We start from the raw sequence: 16144 nt of genomic DNA, 5'->3' as shown, positions 1-16144 counted from the left end.
GATTCAAAACCTTAGCTATAAATAGACACGGAATAGTCAGCTGATTGTCTTTCAATTTCTTGTGTGTTACTTTACCACACATGAGCATTGGCACCGGGGTTATCGTTGCCGTAGCCCTCCATCAGATTGACCACGCCCCACACGGCAAGGCCAGCGCCGAGGGCTATAACGAGAGTCTGCAGGACCGTGACTGCCTGATTGATAAATGCCATAGATTTTTCCTCCTGATTTCATGTTGATTTTTGAAAGTGGGCATAAAAAAAGAAGCCCCGTCGCTGTTCTGCTTTGAACCTTGCCGTCAGGCTTGGCTCACTGCGCAGTGCAGCAACGGGGCTTTAGTCTTCTTTGATTTCTCCCACATCATAGAGATCAAAGGTGTCTGTGGGCTTAACCACCAGCTTGCGGGAGCGGTATTTCTCGATGTCAAAGGCGTTCCGCTTGTCAAAGTCGGCCAGCAGTTTGTATCTCGGATGCTTCGTAATGTCGTACTTATCACTGAGAAAAGGTCTCACGCCTCTAAGCTGCAAGATACATTTGCTGCCGTCCATGACGGCGATTTCGTCCTGAGACATCAGTTCCTTACCGACCTTCTGATAGTTCAGTCCGTATGAGTTGTTGGTTTAACGGGTTTCCGAAGTGTTGTATAGATCAATCGTTTCCTTGCCCAACACTTCACTGAGTTCTTTCAGGGTGGATTTTTCCTTTCCGCCGAGGAAGAGGGTGCAGTCGCAGTTGCCCGCAATCGTGTCAGCCGCATCCTTGTAGATGGTCTTGAGCTGGGACTGGGACTGCAAGATGATTGCCGCCGAGATTTCCCGGCTTCGGATGGTAGCGATGAGCTTGTCGAACTTCGGAATCTGACCGATGTTTGCAAACTCATCCAGAAGGCAGCGCACATGAACGGGCAGTCTGCCGCCGTACTCGTCATCCGCCTTGTCACAGAGCAGATTGAACATCTGCGAATACATGATGGCACAGACGAAATTGAAGGTGTCATCTGTATCGCTGATGATGACGAACAGCGCGGTTTTCCTGTCTCCGAGCGTGTCCAGTTCCAGCTCATCGTAGCTCATCAGCTCCCGCAGCTCCGCAATGTCAAAGGGGGCAAGTCTGGCTCCGCAGCTAATCAGAATCGACTTGGCTGTTTTGCCCGCCGCTAACTTGTATTTGCGGTATTGCTTCACCGCAAAGTGGTCAGGATCGCGTGCTTCCAGTTCATCAAACATGATGTCAACGGGATTTTTGAAGTTTTCATCGTCCTCTCTGGCTTCCGAGGCATTGATCATTTCGAGCAGCGTAGTAAAGTTTTTCTCGTGTTCCGGTGCCTCGTACCAGATGTAGCCAATGAGGGCTGTGTAGTACAGCTTTTCGGCCTTCACCCAAAAATCTTCGCCAGACTTATCGCCGTCTCCCTTCGTGTTGACGATAATTGTATTGACCAGCTTGAGGATGTCCTTTTCGGACCGGATGTAGGCGAAGGGATTGTAGTGCATACTCTTCTTGAAGTTGATTGTATTCAGCGACTTGATCACATACCCGTTTTTCTCAAGCATCCTTCCGGTTTCTACCAGTAGAGTACCTTTCGGATCGGTGACAATGAAGCTGACCGGATAGTCCTTGGAGACGCACTGCATGAGATTTGGCTTAACAAAGAACCGGGTTTTACCGGAACCTGAACCGCCGATGACCATGATGTTCTTATTCCGGGCGTACTTCGGCTGCTTCGGGCGGCTGTTCATGGTCAGTGCCTCGGTCTGGGTTAGGATGACATTGTTCTCGAAATTATCATCCATATATGGCTGGATGTCCTCCGGCTTCCCCCATCGGGCAGATCCGTATTCCTCGCCCTGTCGGAACTTCTTGCGGTTTTTTCCTTTCACATAAACCGCCAGCTTGAGTAAAGCTCCTGCTGCCACGCCAACGAGAAGATCAACCGGGTGGAAGCTGGGCAGAGGATTTGCAAATGCTGTCCCGAAGCTGGCAAATCCTCCGGTGAGCTTATCAATCAGCTCAGTTCCGGGGGCAAGCCTGAACACCGCAGCAACCTTGTCCATGAAATAGAACGCAATGACATACGGGAAATTGAGAAGAATGAGGCGCTTGATGTCGAACTTCTTTTTCACAGTTCCACGCCCCGATCCTTGGTCTTGACCTTGACCTTCTCTCTGTGCTTAGCCTTGGACTGCTCCTGTTCATGAGAGAGCTTACGCCGGAGGGAAGGCTTGTCCTGCTGCTTGACCGTCCTTGCGGAAAACTCCTTGAAAGCCTGAGTCATCACATCCACATCGCGTCCCTTGAAGAAGACGATGTAGCGCGGCGGTACCTCCGAAGTGTCCTTCTTGAGCGCATAGTCAATCCCGTACTTGTTGGCGGTGCGCTGAAAGGACTTGATATTTCCGTCGGTCACTTCGATGTTGCTGATGGCGGCATTCTGAGCCACGAGATGCTTGATGGACTGCTTACCCCGGTAGATTTTCGGCTGAGAGGCGGTCTTCTGCGCCTTCTCGATTTCCTCTACAAACTTCCTGAGTGCCTTATCCAGCACTTCGGCAGTGATCTTGCCGCCCTTAATGGCAATAGCAACAACCTTGGTATTTACTTCATCCTGCATGGGAACCTCCTTTCTGAGAGTTGCTTGGGCTGAGGGCAGCAGCTAAGGCGGCACACCCCTGAGCCAGATAATGATGAGCATAACTTGACCTCCTTCCGTTACAGCGTTGTGCCGGGTTCATATGAGTCGTAATCATAGTATTGCCCTCGATACTTGACGCGCTCACTGTTCATGTCATGATTTACAAGGGCCGAGTAGTAGTTGTCCATCGTCAGAGATGCGTTATACAGCGTCGTAAGCAAATATGCCCGGATGTTCCGAATGTCGGAGGGACATTCATCCATTGCATGAAGGACATACTCAATATGGCTGCTGTCCAGCTTGAGGAAGCGGGACTTCACCACTTGCTGAGGCATATCCTCGCCATTGATGCGGATCGTCGGGCTTTTGGAACAGACTGCATCCAGCATGATTTCAACCAACTCGTTCACCCGGTCAATGTCGTAGTGGGGGTCTTGGGAAAGAATGTCGATCTCAAGATTTTCCCGAATAAGCTCTTCATAACGCTCTCGTTCGTCAATCACATCCATCCCGTCAGGATTGATAGATTGATACTTACTCAGAGAGTTATTTCTTTCTTGAGTAATTACTTGATTAGTATTTATTCGTGCCGGGTTTTCCTCGTGTGGCTCATCCACATCTGGATAATCCACATCGGGCTTTTCCATGTGTGGATTATCCGTGTGTGGAAAATCGGGTTGCGGCTCTTCATATATCTCAAAGACCATGCTGCCCATCCTGCCTTTATTGTCCCGTTGTCGGTGTCTGACGAGGTACCCATATTTCTCAAGCTCTTTCAGCGCCGAGAGGATGGCATCGGGTCCTTCCTTGCAGATCGCAGACAAGCCTCGGGTTGAGAACTTCCAGCCGTCGTTAAATGACAGCATTTTGGAGAGAAGGCCGACAGCCTTGAGTGACAGGTTTTTGTCTCTGAGATGGAAGTTCGACATAACCGTGTAGTTACGGCTTTTGTTTACGCGATAGACTGCCATGTGATCAACTCTCCTTTGGTGAGAGAGCTGCAAGTTCATTCTGCTTTTTCATGTACTTGAGCCGAATGATTTCTTTGCCCTTTGGCGTGAAATATGTCTGTGATCCAGTGAACGAGAAGGTCACGAAATCACGAACGATGAATAAGCCATCGTTGCTGTGCTTGTTGTACGGAAGAAGCTGACCGGAGGGAGATCGGAACAGGAATTTCTCTTTGAGAAGAAACTGGACGAACTTGCGCTCCGGGATTTTGAGTTCCTTCGCCGTCGTTCGGATATTGGTGCAGTCATCCGGATTGATGAAGGCATCAAAATAGTCTGCTTTGGGCTTTGCTTTTGACAACTCAGTTTCCAACTCCGAAGCGCGTCTTCTTTCTGCCAGAAGCGCGTCTGCAAACTCAAAGATGACAGCGGGATCATTTTGAATGCGTTCCAGAAGGGAATCCGTCATGTAGCCGCCGGTCTTGCGGATGGTAGGGACAACTTCATCGAACAGCCAGTGTTCAAACTTCTCAGCGGTGGGGAGTTTGCTTCGCACGATGAGGCGGTAAACATCGCCTTCGGTTATAAAAAGCATGGTCTGCGTCCCGCCATGAGAAGGGGCTTCCATTTTGGAAACCCCTTTGCAGTGTGTATTCACAGCCTTGGACGGAATAGCATACCCCAATGCTCTTGCAACATCTGAACCGCAGAACAGGAGTGTCTCTCCTTCGAGGATCGTTCGCACCTCACCGAACTGTTCATTCTTGAAGACTTCGATTTTGTTATCCATGATTAACTTCCTTTCCGACAGCGAAGGCGCGGTCAATATATTTTCGTGTTGATACGGGTACGGGGTAATAAGGGCATTCCTCAAAGACGCAGGATTGATATTTCCAATAAGGACGATGGAATCTGCATGACCGGCATTCCGGGCAGATTCCCTCGCACCCGCTGTCATAGTGATCATCGCCGGGAGCTTCCTGCATGAGAGCTTCAAAGGCTTGCAGAGTACCGGCAGTCATATAGCTCATTTTCCAATTCTCCTTTCTTCGCCTCAGTGCCGTTATCTGCAAGCGGCAGATATTTCCAGCTTTCGGGCAACAAAAAAAGAGGGTTTGCTTCTTACTCCGTGATGGAGAAAGAAACAAATCCTCTCAGTTTTTCTTGATGTAGTTCAGATAATTTCTCGAATGGTATGAATGACACCGAGCAGCAGCCCTGCTATCAGGATCAGCCCTCCGATCAGTCCACCGACAATGATGTTCAGGGCAAAGACTCCGACTGTACCGGAAATGCCGAACCCACGCGGGACAAGCCACAGATTCATCCTGCGTATTCCAAAGGGACAGCCGACAAGCAGCCACATAAGGAAGAAGTCACAGCATCCGTCCTGCATATACACCGGCTTGAACAGGAGAGCCAGGAACAGTGCTGCCAGGAGCGGAAGAAGGACCTCTTTGAAAAAGGTCTTCATATCCGTACCCTCAGACCGATCAGGTTGTCGGTCCTGATGCCGACGAGATACCAGCTCTCGTCCATCTCAATTCGCGTGGGCTTCCAATGATTGCCTACTATCACATCGAAGCATTCTCCGCAGTGCAGACCTCCGTAGTAGTCAGCGAGGCCGAACCGGATGTCCATGCGGCCGGTCCGTTCATCAAAAATCACAGTTCCCTGTTTCATGGGAAGAACTCCTTTCAGCGTAAAGATCAGCTCAGCTTACCGGATAAATGGTTGCCCCTGCGGTCCTCCTGCCGCGCAGGGTGCGGGTATCGTCCAGTTCATATCCGATTCGCTGATTGTTATGTTTGGCATTGTCTTCTTTAAGGTCAAAAAAGAAGGGACTAAGCCGGAAAGCCTTGATTTTCAAGGTCTTTCTGATTTAGTCCCATTATGCCACAACAATCCTTTACGATAAGCGTCCCGACCCGGCCTTCATCGACCATGCCGATGAGCCGTTGCCAATCCGGTCTTGTGAAGGTGGTCCCACTGTAGCCATCGTCCACGAAGAATTGGGTGTTGCGGAATCCGTTATCATCCGCATATTTCTGTAAAATCGCTTTCTGGTTTTTTATACTGTTGCTGTCACCTTGAAGCTCATCATCACGGGATAATCTGCAGTAGAGTGCGGTGATTCTGCTGTCAAGGGCCGCATCGATATTCAGCTGTCTATTCATTTTTCAATACGCCTCCTAACCGACAGCCTTCAAGCGTATGAGCATATTACCGTACTCTACCGCAGAAGTGAAGTCATATTTCCTTATCTAATTGATAACTTTCTGCGATCAGCGAGGGAGGCTTCAGATTGCTCAAAATCAAGCGTTTCACCTTGGCCTCGACCGTTTCCTTGGCCTCCTCGCTGACCACAGCTTCAACAATGTAGACCGTACCGCCGATGACCTTTTCAGTGGTACGGATATTCTGTTTTTTGTCCATAATCCACCATCCATCGGCAGCATGGGCCTGTGACAGTGTGGGCCGCCACAGGCCCTCCTGTCTTTTACCCGTTGATCTTCATGACCTTTACGGCCTCCGGACGGAGCAGGAATCCATCCAGATGCTCGACACCGACATAGCCGATCTTCTGCTCAAGTGCGAACTTCTCGAAGAGGGTGCGCACGGTGAGCGGCATACGGTCAACGATGGTGTAGTAGGAGAAATCACCGAAGGCGATGGGCTTGCCGTCCGAAGGCATATACTCGGAAATGTGGACAGGCTTACCGAGGATGGTATCGCTGTTCTGATTCCAGAGATACTGGCCGTTCTGGTCCTTGAGCGTTTTCAGCCTCAGAGCCGTCTCGTCATTCATGAGCCATGCGCCGTTTGCACGGTAGGGCTTGAAGACGGAGAAGTACAACGCCAGAACATCGTCAAAGCTGATGTCCCCGCCTGCCTCCACGCCGATCTCGGCACCTTCAGTATCGTGCAGAATGCCTCTCGGCATATTGACGCCGGTGCCGTTGATGAAAGCGGCCTCCTCAGCCTTGCCGAAACGCTTGGCAAACTGGACCACAAGGTATCTTTCCAGATCGAAACCGAGGTCACTGATGAAATCGGTCTCGATGGAGGTGATGATAGCCAGCTTGTGAGCGGCCACATCCTTCTTCGGGAAACTCTCTGCGGTTGTGGGAATGGTGCCGTGTTCGGATACCCACGCCGGGAAATCATCGTTGTCGGAGAGCCAGATCTTGCTGTCGCTCTTGGTGGCATTCATAACGGTGCCGATCCTGCGGAAGAGGTCATTTTCCTTCAGGGTCGCAGAATACTTAGTGGCAGTGCTCTCCGGGAGAAGATAGGTGTTGGTGAGGCTGTGCTTGCCGTCAATGAGGTCACCGTAGGCTTTGTCGCTGCCACGCATGGCCTTCCAAAAACTGTCGTTGTAGCTGCTGATACCGGTAGCTACGTACTTGTTGTTGATGTGATTATTCATGATTTTGTCCTCCTTACAGACAGTAGCGGCAAAGATACATGGCCGCATTATCGGGTGTGTAGTAGTGTTCCATCTGTTTGCCACAGCACGGACAGGCAATTTCGTCCGATTTCGTGTGGCCGTGAAGATGGTAGATGTGAGGCATGACCTCTTCGAGATAGGGCTTGCCGGAGCTTTTGAACTGATCCGCCGACATCGCCGGGAACAGGGCCACTTTCTGATGGCCGGAATCGTCAATGGCGATGACCGGGAAATATCTTGTCTCCGGCAAACCGTTTTCGTCCGTGATCCTCATACCCGGCCTCCGTTCAGCGGTTTGCCGTTCAGGTCAAAGAAACGCTCACGGCAGAACTGCATGGCTTCGGCATAGGATTTGAAGACCACTGTGGAAAAACCGTACTGGACCCTCCAGTGCCAGTTCTTCGTATCGTTGCTTTCGAGGATGGCCACAGGGCGTCCTCGTTTGGTGAGAAGCAGCTTTACACAGGTGTAGTCCTTGGTAGAGAAATCTCTCGCATCGGCATCTGTGAAAGCGGCCTTTTTCTGATAAATCAGTTTGTGAAACATTGTCGTTTCCTCCTTGTTTTTTGAAAAAATGAGCCGGGGGTTAATTACCCCTTTGATTTCGCGTTTTTACGCACGAGACCCCACGCCGCTGTCCGGCTTGAAAGGTCACAGAGATTCTGACCGCCCTACCGGTCACAGGGAGAACGGATATACCGCATTTGACCACCGCCTTTCATTTGGGGCAGATGGGGCAAGCAATTATGGTTATTTCGTAAGAACGTTTTTCTATAGAAAAAACCAAAGTAAGCTGCCCCATGTGCCCCAGAGTCTTATTTCAAGAATTCAACGGCCTCACGGAGCGCATAGCCCATGAGCACTGTGGTTTTCTCTCCACCGGATCTGGGACGCTTGCGTATGACCTTCCCGGCATCGAACTTCCGCAGTTCGGCAATGAAGTTCTTGTTGTTCTCCACGTAGCAGCCGTTCCCGGCGCACCATGTGCGGTAGGCGTCATACAGTTCGGAGGTCTTGGTCTCGGCCCCGGCATCGGCTATGAGGCAGTCCTCCGCAAACTGAGCGATTTTGTCGCTTTCGTGATAGTAAGCGTTGGTGGCGTCTATCACGGATTGCGGCAGTGTTAAGCCCTCGGTCTGCAGGAGCCGGTATCCCTCCAGCATCCAGTTCAGAATTGCGCTCTGCACCTCCGGCTTGCCGAACTCCGCTTTCAGGCCCTTGTCCTGCTCCCATTCCTCGAAATGCTTGTCGAAGGGTATGATCAGCACACGACCACTGGTGAAAAGCGTGGTATCCGTGACGACCGGCAGATAGTTGGTGTTGACGTAGAGCTTGAACTGCGGCTGGAAGTCGAAGCTGTTTTCGTGCAGGAACCGGGCGTTGAGCGTATCATTGCCGGTCATGCTTTTGACCTGTGCGGCATTGAGCAGAAGGCCACGGCTCGGCTCCGAGATATTTGCGAGACGGATTCCAGCAAGACGGGCGATATCCTCACTGGGATTCTGGCTGTTCACGCTGTGTTTGAGCGCAATCGTCTCCGGCCTGACGGCTCTGCCGTAATCGCCCATGACCCGGAGAATGCTTTCCATCAGCGTCCCTTTGCCGTTACGGGTAGTCTCGCCGTAGAGGAAGAACATACACTCGAAACGGGTATCGCCGCTGACGGAGTAGCCGAGGGCCTTTTGCAGGAACTTGGCCTTCTCCGTATCACCGCTCATGATCTCGCTGATAAAGCGGCTGTAGCGGTCGCTGTAAGCATGAGGGTCATATTCCGTAGGTGTGATCTTCGTGAGCCGGTCCTCGGCACTGTGACCTCGGAACTCCATCGTGCGGAGGTCCAGCGTACCGTTGGCGCAGTTGAACAGGAAACGGTCGCTGTCGAACTCCTGCATGGAGATGGGATATACGCTCTGTGCATCGGAGAGGATCGTGATGCGCACATGGCGGCTCTGCCATTTCCGGCAGAAATCGATGTAGCTTTTGCGCTTATGCTCATCGTGGATGTCCAGCGCATACCGCATGAGCGCATCGGCCAGAGCCTTGCACAGCTCCATCGCTTTCAGGGACCCGGTGTCGGAGACCCAGCGTGTTCCGTCATAGATGTGCCACTGCTTTCGCTCCGGGACGAAACGGGCGATATCCTTGAACACGTCAGCGAACAATCTGCCGTTGCCGATGTCGTTCCACGGATAACGGTCATTCTCCGCCGGATGAAGCGAGGCCACGATCTGCCGGAGATCGCTGAAATCGTCCGCCGCCGAGGACCTGCCCACGGGCTTGTAGAACTCGACACACATTGCCACGGCCTTGGTAAGCGTGGCCGTGCGGTAATCGTCCCGTTCCCACTTATCCCGCATCAGGGCTGATTGACGGAACAGCCGGTCCATCTGCTCGGTATCGCCGCCACACCAGAACGCCAGCATCGCACACAGGGCCGCATCCGCCTCGCTGTGGGATTTTCCCTCCGGGATGACGCCGTCCCACAGGGCTTTGAGCTTCTCGCTCTGTTTGGAGGCAAACGCCTTCTGAAGAACGGATTCATCGGAGAGGTAGCTGCCCGGAGCGGCCACACGGGATACCGGCTTTTCGGCCCTCCGCATATATTTCTCCAACACCTCGGCCAGAGCGTCCGTCCGCTCCTCGATACCGGTGCCGCAGATGGCGTTGCCGGTGACCGTGACGAAACGGCTCGTGTACCCGGCCACATAGACCTCCAGCTTGATCTGGCGGTTATTGATGTAATAGCGATCCTTGTCATAGGCTGGGATCGAGGCTTTGAACAGAATCCGCACGCCGGACCCGGACGGGCTGTATTCCGTATAGGTATCCATCCGGGCGATGATGTCCTCGGCCATATCCGACAGCACACCGTCCTCGACACAGCTGTCGATGTCGATGGCGCAGATGTCCCCGAAGACGCCGATGCCGAGGCCGTCATATCCGGCCCTGTGTCTGACGGCTATGGCGTAATCGGTGAAGGTGGCTTTATTTGCGGAATCCGCACGGAGGCCGTTCGTCTGATACGGCACCTTGGTCCTGCTCCCGTCACGCTCCTCATATTTCCAGAGGCAGAAGGCACCTCGTTCCTTTAATTCCTGTGGCAGCTTTTCGTACATATCTGTAATCATCCTTTCCGGAGGGCTTTATCCCGTCCTCGATACCCACTGGAGGAAAACCGTCCAAGTGGTCCGCTTTTTCGGAGAAAAAATCTCTTCTCACTTCCCACCGGTCATGAGAGGTCGTTTTGACCAAAGATTTTTGAAGAAAATTTTCGTCCCTCAACTGGTAGCCTCGGCAGAGGGCCAAAACTGACGGTTTCCGAAAATTTCTTCTCTCCACTACCCACTGGAGGGTTTTGCCGGTTTTGAACGAAAGATTTTGAAAAATATCTTCCTTCAATACCCACTGGACAGAAATCGCCGCTTTGGTCTAAAGAATCGGAAACTTTTTTCCTTCACTACCCACTGGAGGAAAACGGGCCGTTTGGCCAAAAAAAAATGAAAAAAGCCTCCGGAAATCATCCGAAGGCGGTAGAAATTTTCATATTTTCGTGATATAATAAATGGTAATGTTCGAGATAACCGTTAGGTGCAAGGAGGCACGAGATGGCTGTTACATACAAAAAACTGTTTCATATGCTGATCGATAGGAATATGTCACCGGCCCAGCTTCAGCAGGAGGCTGGATACAGCGCAAACATATCCACACGTCTGCGCCGGGATTATTACGTGTCCCTTGAATCCGTGGAGAAAATTTGCCGGGTCCTGAACTGCAAGGTGGATGATATCGTGGAGTTCATCCCCGACAGCCCGAAAGAAGAATGATGGCGTTCGGAGGGATTTTATGACGAAACAGGTAAAATCCAGAGAGCGTGTGGCCGAGCACGGCGAAGTATTCACAGCCGAGCGTGAGGTTAACGCCATGCTGGATTTGGTAAAACAGGAGACGGAGCGTGTTGACAGCCGGTTTTTGGAGCCAGCGTGCGGTGACGGCAATTTCGTAGCCGAGATCCTGCGCCGCAAGCTGGAGGCCGCAAAGAAACGGGCTATACCTCCGAGAAAGAAAAAACCGCTGCCTCTCGAATTTGAGAAACAGTCGGTCACCGCCGTGGCGAGCATTTATGGCGTGGATCTCTTGATCGATAACGTGATCGCCTGCCGCCAGCGGCTCTATGATATCTGGAATGCGGAATATGAGAATATCTGCAAAAAGGAAGTCAGCGAGGATTGCCGGGAGGCCGTGCGGTTCATACTCAGCCGGAACATCGTCTGCGGCAATGCGCTGAGCCTGAAGGTGGTAGACGAGAACGGCAACGATACGGACGAGCCTATCGTGTTTTCAGAATGGTCTTTCGTAATGGGCACAAAAATGCAGCGCAAAGACTACCGCTTCGATAAGCTGCTGGCCGGTGAATACGAGCCGAAGGCGGCAACGAAAAAGAAAAAGCGTGTGGATGACGAATACGGTCAGATGAATCTGTTATCCATGCTGGAAGAAAAACCGAGTGACGAGGGTGAATTCCTCACATCCTACGTCACGGATTACAGGAGGGTCCAAGATCATGGCCAATAATCTCTATAACACGATGTACAATCCGGACGTGCTGTCCTGCATTGCAAATCTGTCAAACGATGAGGTGTTCACGCCTCCGGAAGTGGCTAACGCCATGCTGGACCTTTTGCCGCAGGAGTTATTCAGCGATCCCAATACTACTTTCCTTGACCCAGCCTGCAAGAGTGGTGTGTTTCTGCGTGAAATTGCGAAAAGGCTCCTCAAGGGTCTTGAGCCGCTGTACCCGGATCTGCAGGAGCGCACGGATCATATTTTCAAGCATCAGCTTTACGGCATCGCCATTACGGAACTGACCTCGCATCTTTCCCGGCGCAGCCTGTACTGCTCCAAATTTGCGAATGGAAAGTACTCTGTGGTCCATTTTGACAACATTGACGGCAATGTGCGATTCAAAAATATCCAGCATCGCTGGCAGAACGGCAATTGTGTTTTTTGTGGTGCTTCGCAGAAGGAGTATGAACGCTCTGCGGATTTAGAGACGCACGCTTATGAAATGATTCATACAACGAAACCGGAGGGCATATTCAATATGAAATTTGATGTTATTATCGGCAATCCGCCATATCAACTCAGCGATGGCGGCCACGGGGCAAGTGCCATTCCCATTTATCAGAAATTCGTCACACAGGCAAAAAAACTCCAACCTCGCTTTTTAACAATGATCACTCCATCCCGTTGGTTTACCGGCGGACGTGGCCTTAATGAATTCCGTGACGAAATGATCCACGATCGACAGATAAAGGTGATTCATGATTTCCCTGACGCATCTGAATGCTTCCCCGGTGTTGAGATCAAAGGCGGAGTGTCCTATTTCTTATGGGAAAAGGGGCATGATGGTGATTGCGAAATATACACCCACCAGAACGGCCACGATGTTTATTCGGTACGTCCTTTGCTTGAGAAAGGTCTTGATGTATTCATTCGTGATAGCCGTAAAATCGAAATTCTTCACAAAGTACAGGCAAAAAACGAACCGCTCTTTTATGACATAATGAGCGCAAACGACCCGTTTGGATACGATGTGCGTGTAGAGAATAGTTATTTGCGTGTAAAACCTGATTTCAAATTGAAGCCATTTAAAGGAGCCGCCGTTTTCTATTACTACGGATGGCGAAAAGATGGCGTGGGTTACATCGACCGCTCCACGGCCAGAAAGGGGCAAGAATACATCGATAAGTGGAAACTATTTATTCCTCGAGCATGGGGCAGCGGTAGCTCTGGTAATGACAAGCTGAACGCTTTTGTCGCTGGTCCTAATACGCTTTGCACAGAAACCTATTCCGTAATCGGCCCCTTTGACACACAAGAAGAAGCGGAAAATGTGCTGAGTTATATCAACACGAAATTCTTCCATTTCATGGTGTCTATCGTAAAGATTACTCAAGCAGGAGCTAAACACGTCTATAAATTCGTTCCGGCACAGGATTATTCTCAGCCCATATCGGATGAATATTTGTATAAGAAATATGGCCTCTCGGAAGAGGAAATCGAATACATAGAACAGTCGATATGGCCCGACAAAGATGCGGTAAGCGGAGGTGACGAGTAATGGCAGAAATGGAGTTTTTCCCTCAACGGCCAGATTCGCACCCGATGATCTATGCCTACGAGGATACCAATCCTCAATATAAGGGCTTGCTGAAGGTCGGCTATACCGCCATCGATGTTGACAAGCGTGTGGCCCAGCAGTATCCCACAAAGCGTCCGGACGGCTCTGTTCCGTATCGTATCGTTCTGCGTGAATCCGCCATGTACCCGGACGGCAGTTCCTTTACCGATCATGACGTCCATCGGGTCCTCCGGAAAAAGCAGATTACCGGCATGGGCGGCGAGTGGTTCAGATGCACTGTGAACGATGTCAAGGCCGCTATTGCCGCCGTGCGCACCGGCACCGCCAATGTTGAAAACCGCACACAGACCTTCGCTATGCGTCCGGAGCAGGAATACGCTGTGGACGTAACGATGCGGTATTTCAAATCTGCCTACGAGGAAGGCAGCGGCAGAACGCCGAAATTCTTGTGGAACGCCAAGATGCGCTTCGGCAAGACCTTTGCGGCCTATCAGCTGGCAAAGAAAATGGGCATGAAGCGTGTGCTGATCCTCACCTTTAAACCGGCGGTGCAGACCGCATGGCGTGAGGATCTGCTGACGCACATGGATTTCGAGGGCTGGCAGTTCATCACACGGCCTACCGTTCCCGGCGGTCTGACAAACGATCAGCAGTATCAGAGGGCGGATAAATCCCGGCCCATCGTCTGCTTCGGCTCGTTTCAGGATTTCCTTGGCGTGAACAAGGAGACCGGCGGCATCAAGGCCAATAACGAATGGGTCCACACCACGAACTGGGATCTCGTCATTTTCGATGAATACCACTTCGGCGCATGGAAGGACAGCGCAAAGAAGCTGTTCGAGCAGGACGAGGATACCTACGAAGAGGATCTTTCAAAATACGATGCCGGTAACGCCTACGATGAAACGTGGCTGCCGATCACCACAACCTATTACCTCTATCTCTCCGGCACGCCGTTCCGTGCGCTGAATTCCGGTGAGTTCATTGAGGAGCAGATTTATAACTGGACCTATTCCGATGAACAGAGGGCCAAGGCCGAATGGAAAGGCGAAGGCGTCAATCCCTACGCCGCTCTTCCGAGAATGGTCATGCTTACATACAAAATCCCGGAGAGCATCCAGCGCATTGCCAAACAGGGCGAATTTGATGAGTTTGACCTGAACGTGTTCTTCTCCGCTGAAGGCACCGGCAAGGACGCACATTTCAAATATGAGGATTACGTGCAGAAATGGCTGGATCTGATCCGTGGCTCGTATCTGGAGACCTCTGTGGACGAACTGAAGCTCGGTGCGCAAAAGCCGCCGATGCCGTATTCGGATACCCGTCTTCTGAACGTGCTGTCCCATACGCTGTGGTTCATGCCGAACGTGGCCTCCTGCTACGCTATGGCAAATCTGCTGGCGCAGAAGCAGAACGCTTTCTACCATGATTACAAGGTGAACGTCTGCGCCGGAACACAGGCCGGTGTCGGTGTGGCCGCTCTGGAGCCTGTTCGCCGTTCTATGGGCGATCCACTGGAGACAAAGACCATCACGCTCTCCTGCGGCAAACTGACCACAGGCGTCACCATCAGACCGTGGACCGGTATCTTCATGCTCCGTAACCTCTCCTCACCAGAGACCTATTTCCAAGCGGCCTTTCGTGTGCAGAGCCCGTGGGAGATCACGAAGGATAACGGTGAGCGTGAGATCGTCAAACAGGAATGCTACGTCTTTGACTTTGCGCTGGACCGTGCACTCCGCCAGATTTCCGATTATTCCTGCCGTCTGAACGTGGCCGAAAGCAATCCGGAAAAGAAGGTCGGAGAGTTCATCAATTTCCTGCCCGTGCTGGCGTATGACGGCAGTGCCATGCGTCAGGTCAATGCCGCTGAAATCCTCGATATCGCTATGGCCGGTACCTCCGCCACACTGCTTGCAAAACGCTGGGAGAGCGCACTGCTCGTCAATGTTGACAACGATACGCTTGCCCGTCTGCTTGCCAGCGAGGAGGCGATGGACGCTCTCATGCGTATTGAAGGATTCCGTAGCCTGAACGCCGATATTGAAACCATTATAAACAAGTCCAATGCCGTCAAGAAGGCCAAGCGTGACGGCGAAAAGCTGACGCCGAAGGAAAAGAAAGAGCTGACGGATGCCGAGAAGGAATACAAGTCCAAGCGAAAGATGATTCAGGAAAAGCTGATCAAATTCGCTACCCGTGTGCCGGTTTTCATGTATCTGACCGATTACCGGGAATACAGCTTGCAGGACGTCATCACGCAGCTGGAGCCGGAACTATTCAAAAAGGTCACCGGTCTGGACGTAAAGGATTTCGAGCTGCTCGTATCGCTGAACGTATTCAACGAGGCCCTGATGAACGATGCCGTTTACAAATTTAAACGGTATGAGGACGCCAGCCTGATCTACACCGGTATTGATAAGCACACCGGTGAAAATGTCGGTCTGTACAGCACTGTTATCAGCCGTGCGGATTATGACGCTATGGCCGGTCAGCTTGCGGCATCCATGACGGCGGATGCGCCTCGTGACGATGATCTTCCGGAGCGGCCCGTCTTCACGAATATCAGCAGCTACGATCTGGACGATGAGGACGAAGATGATCTGCCGATGGTAGCCGAGAAACCGGCGAAATACGGCAGCGTCAAACGTGAGCCGCTCGTCCAGCCCTCCAAGCCGGTATCCACGCCGACATACCGTCCGGCTTACGTGCCGCCTACACCTACTGCCCAGCCTGTGGCAAAGAAACCGACCGTGCACGTTGACACCTCAAAGGTCCATGCTGGGACCATCGTTTCCCATAAGGCATTCGGCACCGGTCAGGTCAAGGGCATCGATGGAGGTCTAATTGTCGTTGTCTTCGGCGGTGTAGATAAGAAGTTCCAGTTCCCCGGAGCCTTTGAACAGGGATTCCTGAAACTGGACGAAGAATGATTATAGGCCCGAAAAGGCAAATACAGCTGAATTAAC

The 16144-nt window shown here is 51.7% G+C and carries 16 protein-coding genes and 2 pseudogenes; 4 read left to right on the top strand and 14 right to left on the bottom strand.

Going from position 1 to position 16144, the window contains the following annotated elements; genetic code table 11:
- Positions 1 to 83: 83 nt before the first annotated feature.
- The 14 genes and pseudogenes from NI20_RS14675 to NI20_RS0110580 form a co-directional block, all read right to left on the bottom strand.
- Positions 84 to 212: pseudogene (locus tag NI20_RS14675) on the bottom strand (Maff2 family mobile element protein); the annotation flags it as partial.
- Positions 213 to 335: 123 nt separating this feature from the next.
- Positions 336 to 2123 (bottom strand): annotated as a pseudogene (locus NI20_RS13865) (VirD4-like conjugal transfer protein, CD1115 family).
- Positions 2120 to 2611, bottom strand: a complete 492-nt coding sequence (locus tag NI20_RS0110630) for a PcfB family protein (RefSeq protein ID WP_033121380.1) — start codon at positions 2609 to 2611, stop codon at positions 2120 to 2122. Before NI20_RS0110630 ends, NI20_RS13865 begins: the two are co-directional and overlap by 4 nt.
- A gap of 98 nt (positions 2612 to 2709) precedes the next feature.
- A complete protein-coding gene (locus NI20_RS0110625; protein ID WP_033121379.1) occupies positions 2710 to 3603 on the bottom strand; it encodes a DUF6017 domain-containing protein in 894 nt (297 codons plus the stop codon).
- Positions 3604 to 3607: 4 nt separating this feature from the next.
- Positions 3608 to 4372 (bottom strand): phage antirepressor KilAC domain-containing protein, encoded by a 765-nt coding sequence (locus NI20_RS0110620; RefSeq protein ID WP_033121386.1) that lies wholly within the window; start codon positions 4370 to 4372, stop codon positions 3608 to 3610.
- The gene (locus NI20_RS14670; protein ID WP_081958480.1) at positions 4365 to 4613 is read right to left on the bottom strand and encodes a hypothetical protein; all 249 of its coding nucleotides are present in this window, start codon (positions 4611 to 4613) and stop codon (positions 4365 to 4367) included. The genes NI20_RS0110620 and NI20_RS14670 overlap by 8 nt, the downstream gene beginning before the upstream one ends.
- A gap of 143 nt (positions 4614 to 4756) precedes the next feature.
- Complete coding sequence (locus tag NI20_RS0110615) at positions 4757 to 5056, bottom strand: DUF6050 family protein (RefSeq protein WP_033121378.1); 300 nt, start codon at positions 5054 to 5056, stop codon at positions 4757 to 4759.
- Positions 5053 to 5265, bottom strand: a complete 213-nt coding sequence (locus NI20_RS0110610; protein WP_033121377.1) for a DUF5348 domain-containing protein — start codon at positions 5263 to 5265, stop codon at positions 5053 to 5055. The genes NI20_RS0110615 and NI20_RS0110610 overlap by 4 nt, the downstream gene beginning before the upstream one ends.
- 161 nt (positions 5266 to 5426) lie before the next feature.
- Positions 5427 to 5759 carry a recombinase family protein gene (locus tag NI20_RS0110605; protein WP_052084601.1) on the bottom strand — a complete coding sequence of 111 codons (333 nt, stop codon included), beginning with the start codon at positions 5757 to 5759 and terminating at the stop codon, positions 5427 to 5429.
- 73 nt (positions 5760 to 5832) lie between these two features.
- Positions 5833 to 6018 carry a transposon-encoded TnpW family protein gene (locus tag NI20_RS0110600; protein ID WP_033121376.1) on the bottom strand — a complete coding sequence of 62 codons (186 nt, stop codon included), beginning with the start codon at positions 6016 to 6018 and terminating at the stop codon, positions 5833 to 5835.
- Positions 6019 to 6082: 64 nt separating this feature from the next.
- On the bottom strand, positions 6083 to 7012 hold the full coding sequence (locus tag NI20_RS0110595) for a phage major capsid protein (RefSeq protein WP_052084600.1): 930 nt from the start codon (positions 7010 to 7012) through the stop codon (positions 6083 to 6085).
- Between the two features lie 13 nt (positions 7013 to 7025).
- Positions 7026 to 7307 carry a hypothetical protein gene (locus NI20_RS0110590; RefSeq protein WP_033121375.1) on the bottom strand — a complete coding sequence of 94 codons (282 nt, stop codon included), beginning with the start codon at positions 7305 to 7307 and terminating at the stop codon, positions 7026 to 7028.
- A complete protein-coding gene (locus NI20_RS0110585) occupies positions 7304 to 7579 on the bottom strand; it encodes a hypothetical protein (RefSeq protein WP_033121374.1) in 276 nt (91 codons plus the stop codon). The genes NI20_RS0110590 and NI20_RS0110585 overlap by 4 nt, the downstream gene beginning before the upstream one ends.
- 269 nt (positions 7580 to 7848) lie before the next feature.
- Positions 7849 to 10149 carry a phage/plasmid primase, P4 family gene (locus NI20_RS0110580; protein WP_033121373.1) on the bottom strand — a complete coding sequence of 767 codons (2301 nt, stop codon included), beginning with the start codon at positions 10147 to 10149 and terminating at the stop codon, positions 7849 to 7851.
- Between the two features lie 489 nt (positions 10150 to 10638).
- Between NI20_RS0110580 and NI20_RS0110575 the strand changes: the two genes are divergently transcribed.
- The 4 genes from NI20_RS0110575 to NI20_RS0110560 are packed head-to-tail and all read left to right on the top strand — an operon-like array spanning position 10639 to position 16108.
- Complete coding sequence (locus NI20_RS0110575) at positions 10639 to 10857, top strand: helix-turn-helix transcriptional regulator (RefSeq protein WP_033121372.1); 219 nt, start codon at positions 10639 to 10641, stop codon at positions 10855 to 10857.
- A 19-nt stretch (positions 10858 to 10876) separates the two neighbouring features.
- A complete protein-coding gene (locus NI20_RS0110570; RefSeq protein ID WP_033121371.1) occupies positions 10877 to 11605 on the top strand; it encodes a hypothetical protein in 729 nt (242 codons plus the stop codon).
- On the top strand, positions 11595 to 13154 hold the full coding sequence (locus tag NI20_RS0110565; protein WP_033121370.1) for an Eco57I restriction-modification methylase domain-containing protein: 1560 nt from the start codon (positions 11595 to 11597) through the stop codon (positions 13152 to 13154). Before NI20_RS0110570 ends, NI20_RS0110565 begins: the two co-directional genes overlap by 11 nt.
- Entirely contained in the window at positions 13154 to 16108 is a 2955-nt protein-coding gene (locus NI20_RS0110560) for a GIY-YIG nuclease family protein (RefSeq protein ID WP_033121369.1), read from the top strand. The genes NI20_RS0110565 and NI20_RS0110560 overlap by 1 nt, the downstream gene beginning before the upstream one ends.
- The last annotated feature ends 36 nt before the right edge of the window (positions 16109 to 16144 follow it).

This window comes from Oscillibacter sp. ER4 (assembly GCF_000765235.1).
In the GTDB taxonomy this organism is placed as follows: Bacteria; Bacillota; Clostridia; order Oscillospirales; family Oscillospiraceae; genus Hominicoprocola; species Hominicoprocola fusiformis.
The sequence above is the reverse complement of the archived record's forward strand: the minus strand, read 5'-3'. Positions and strand labels throughout refer to the sequence as shown.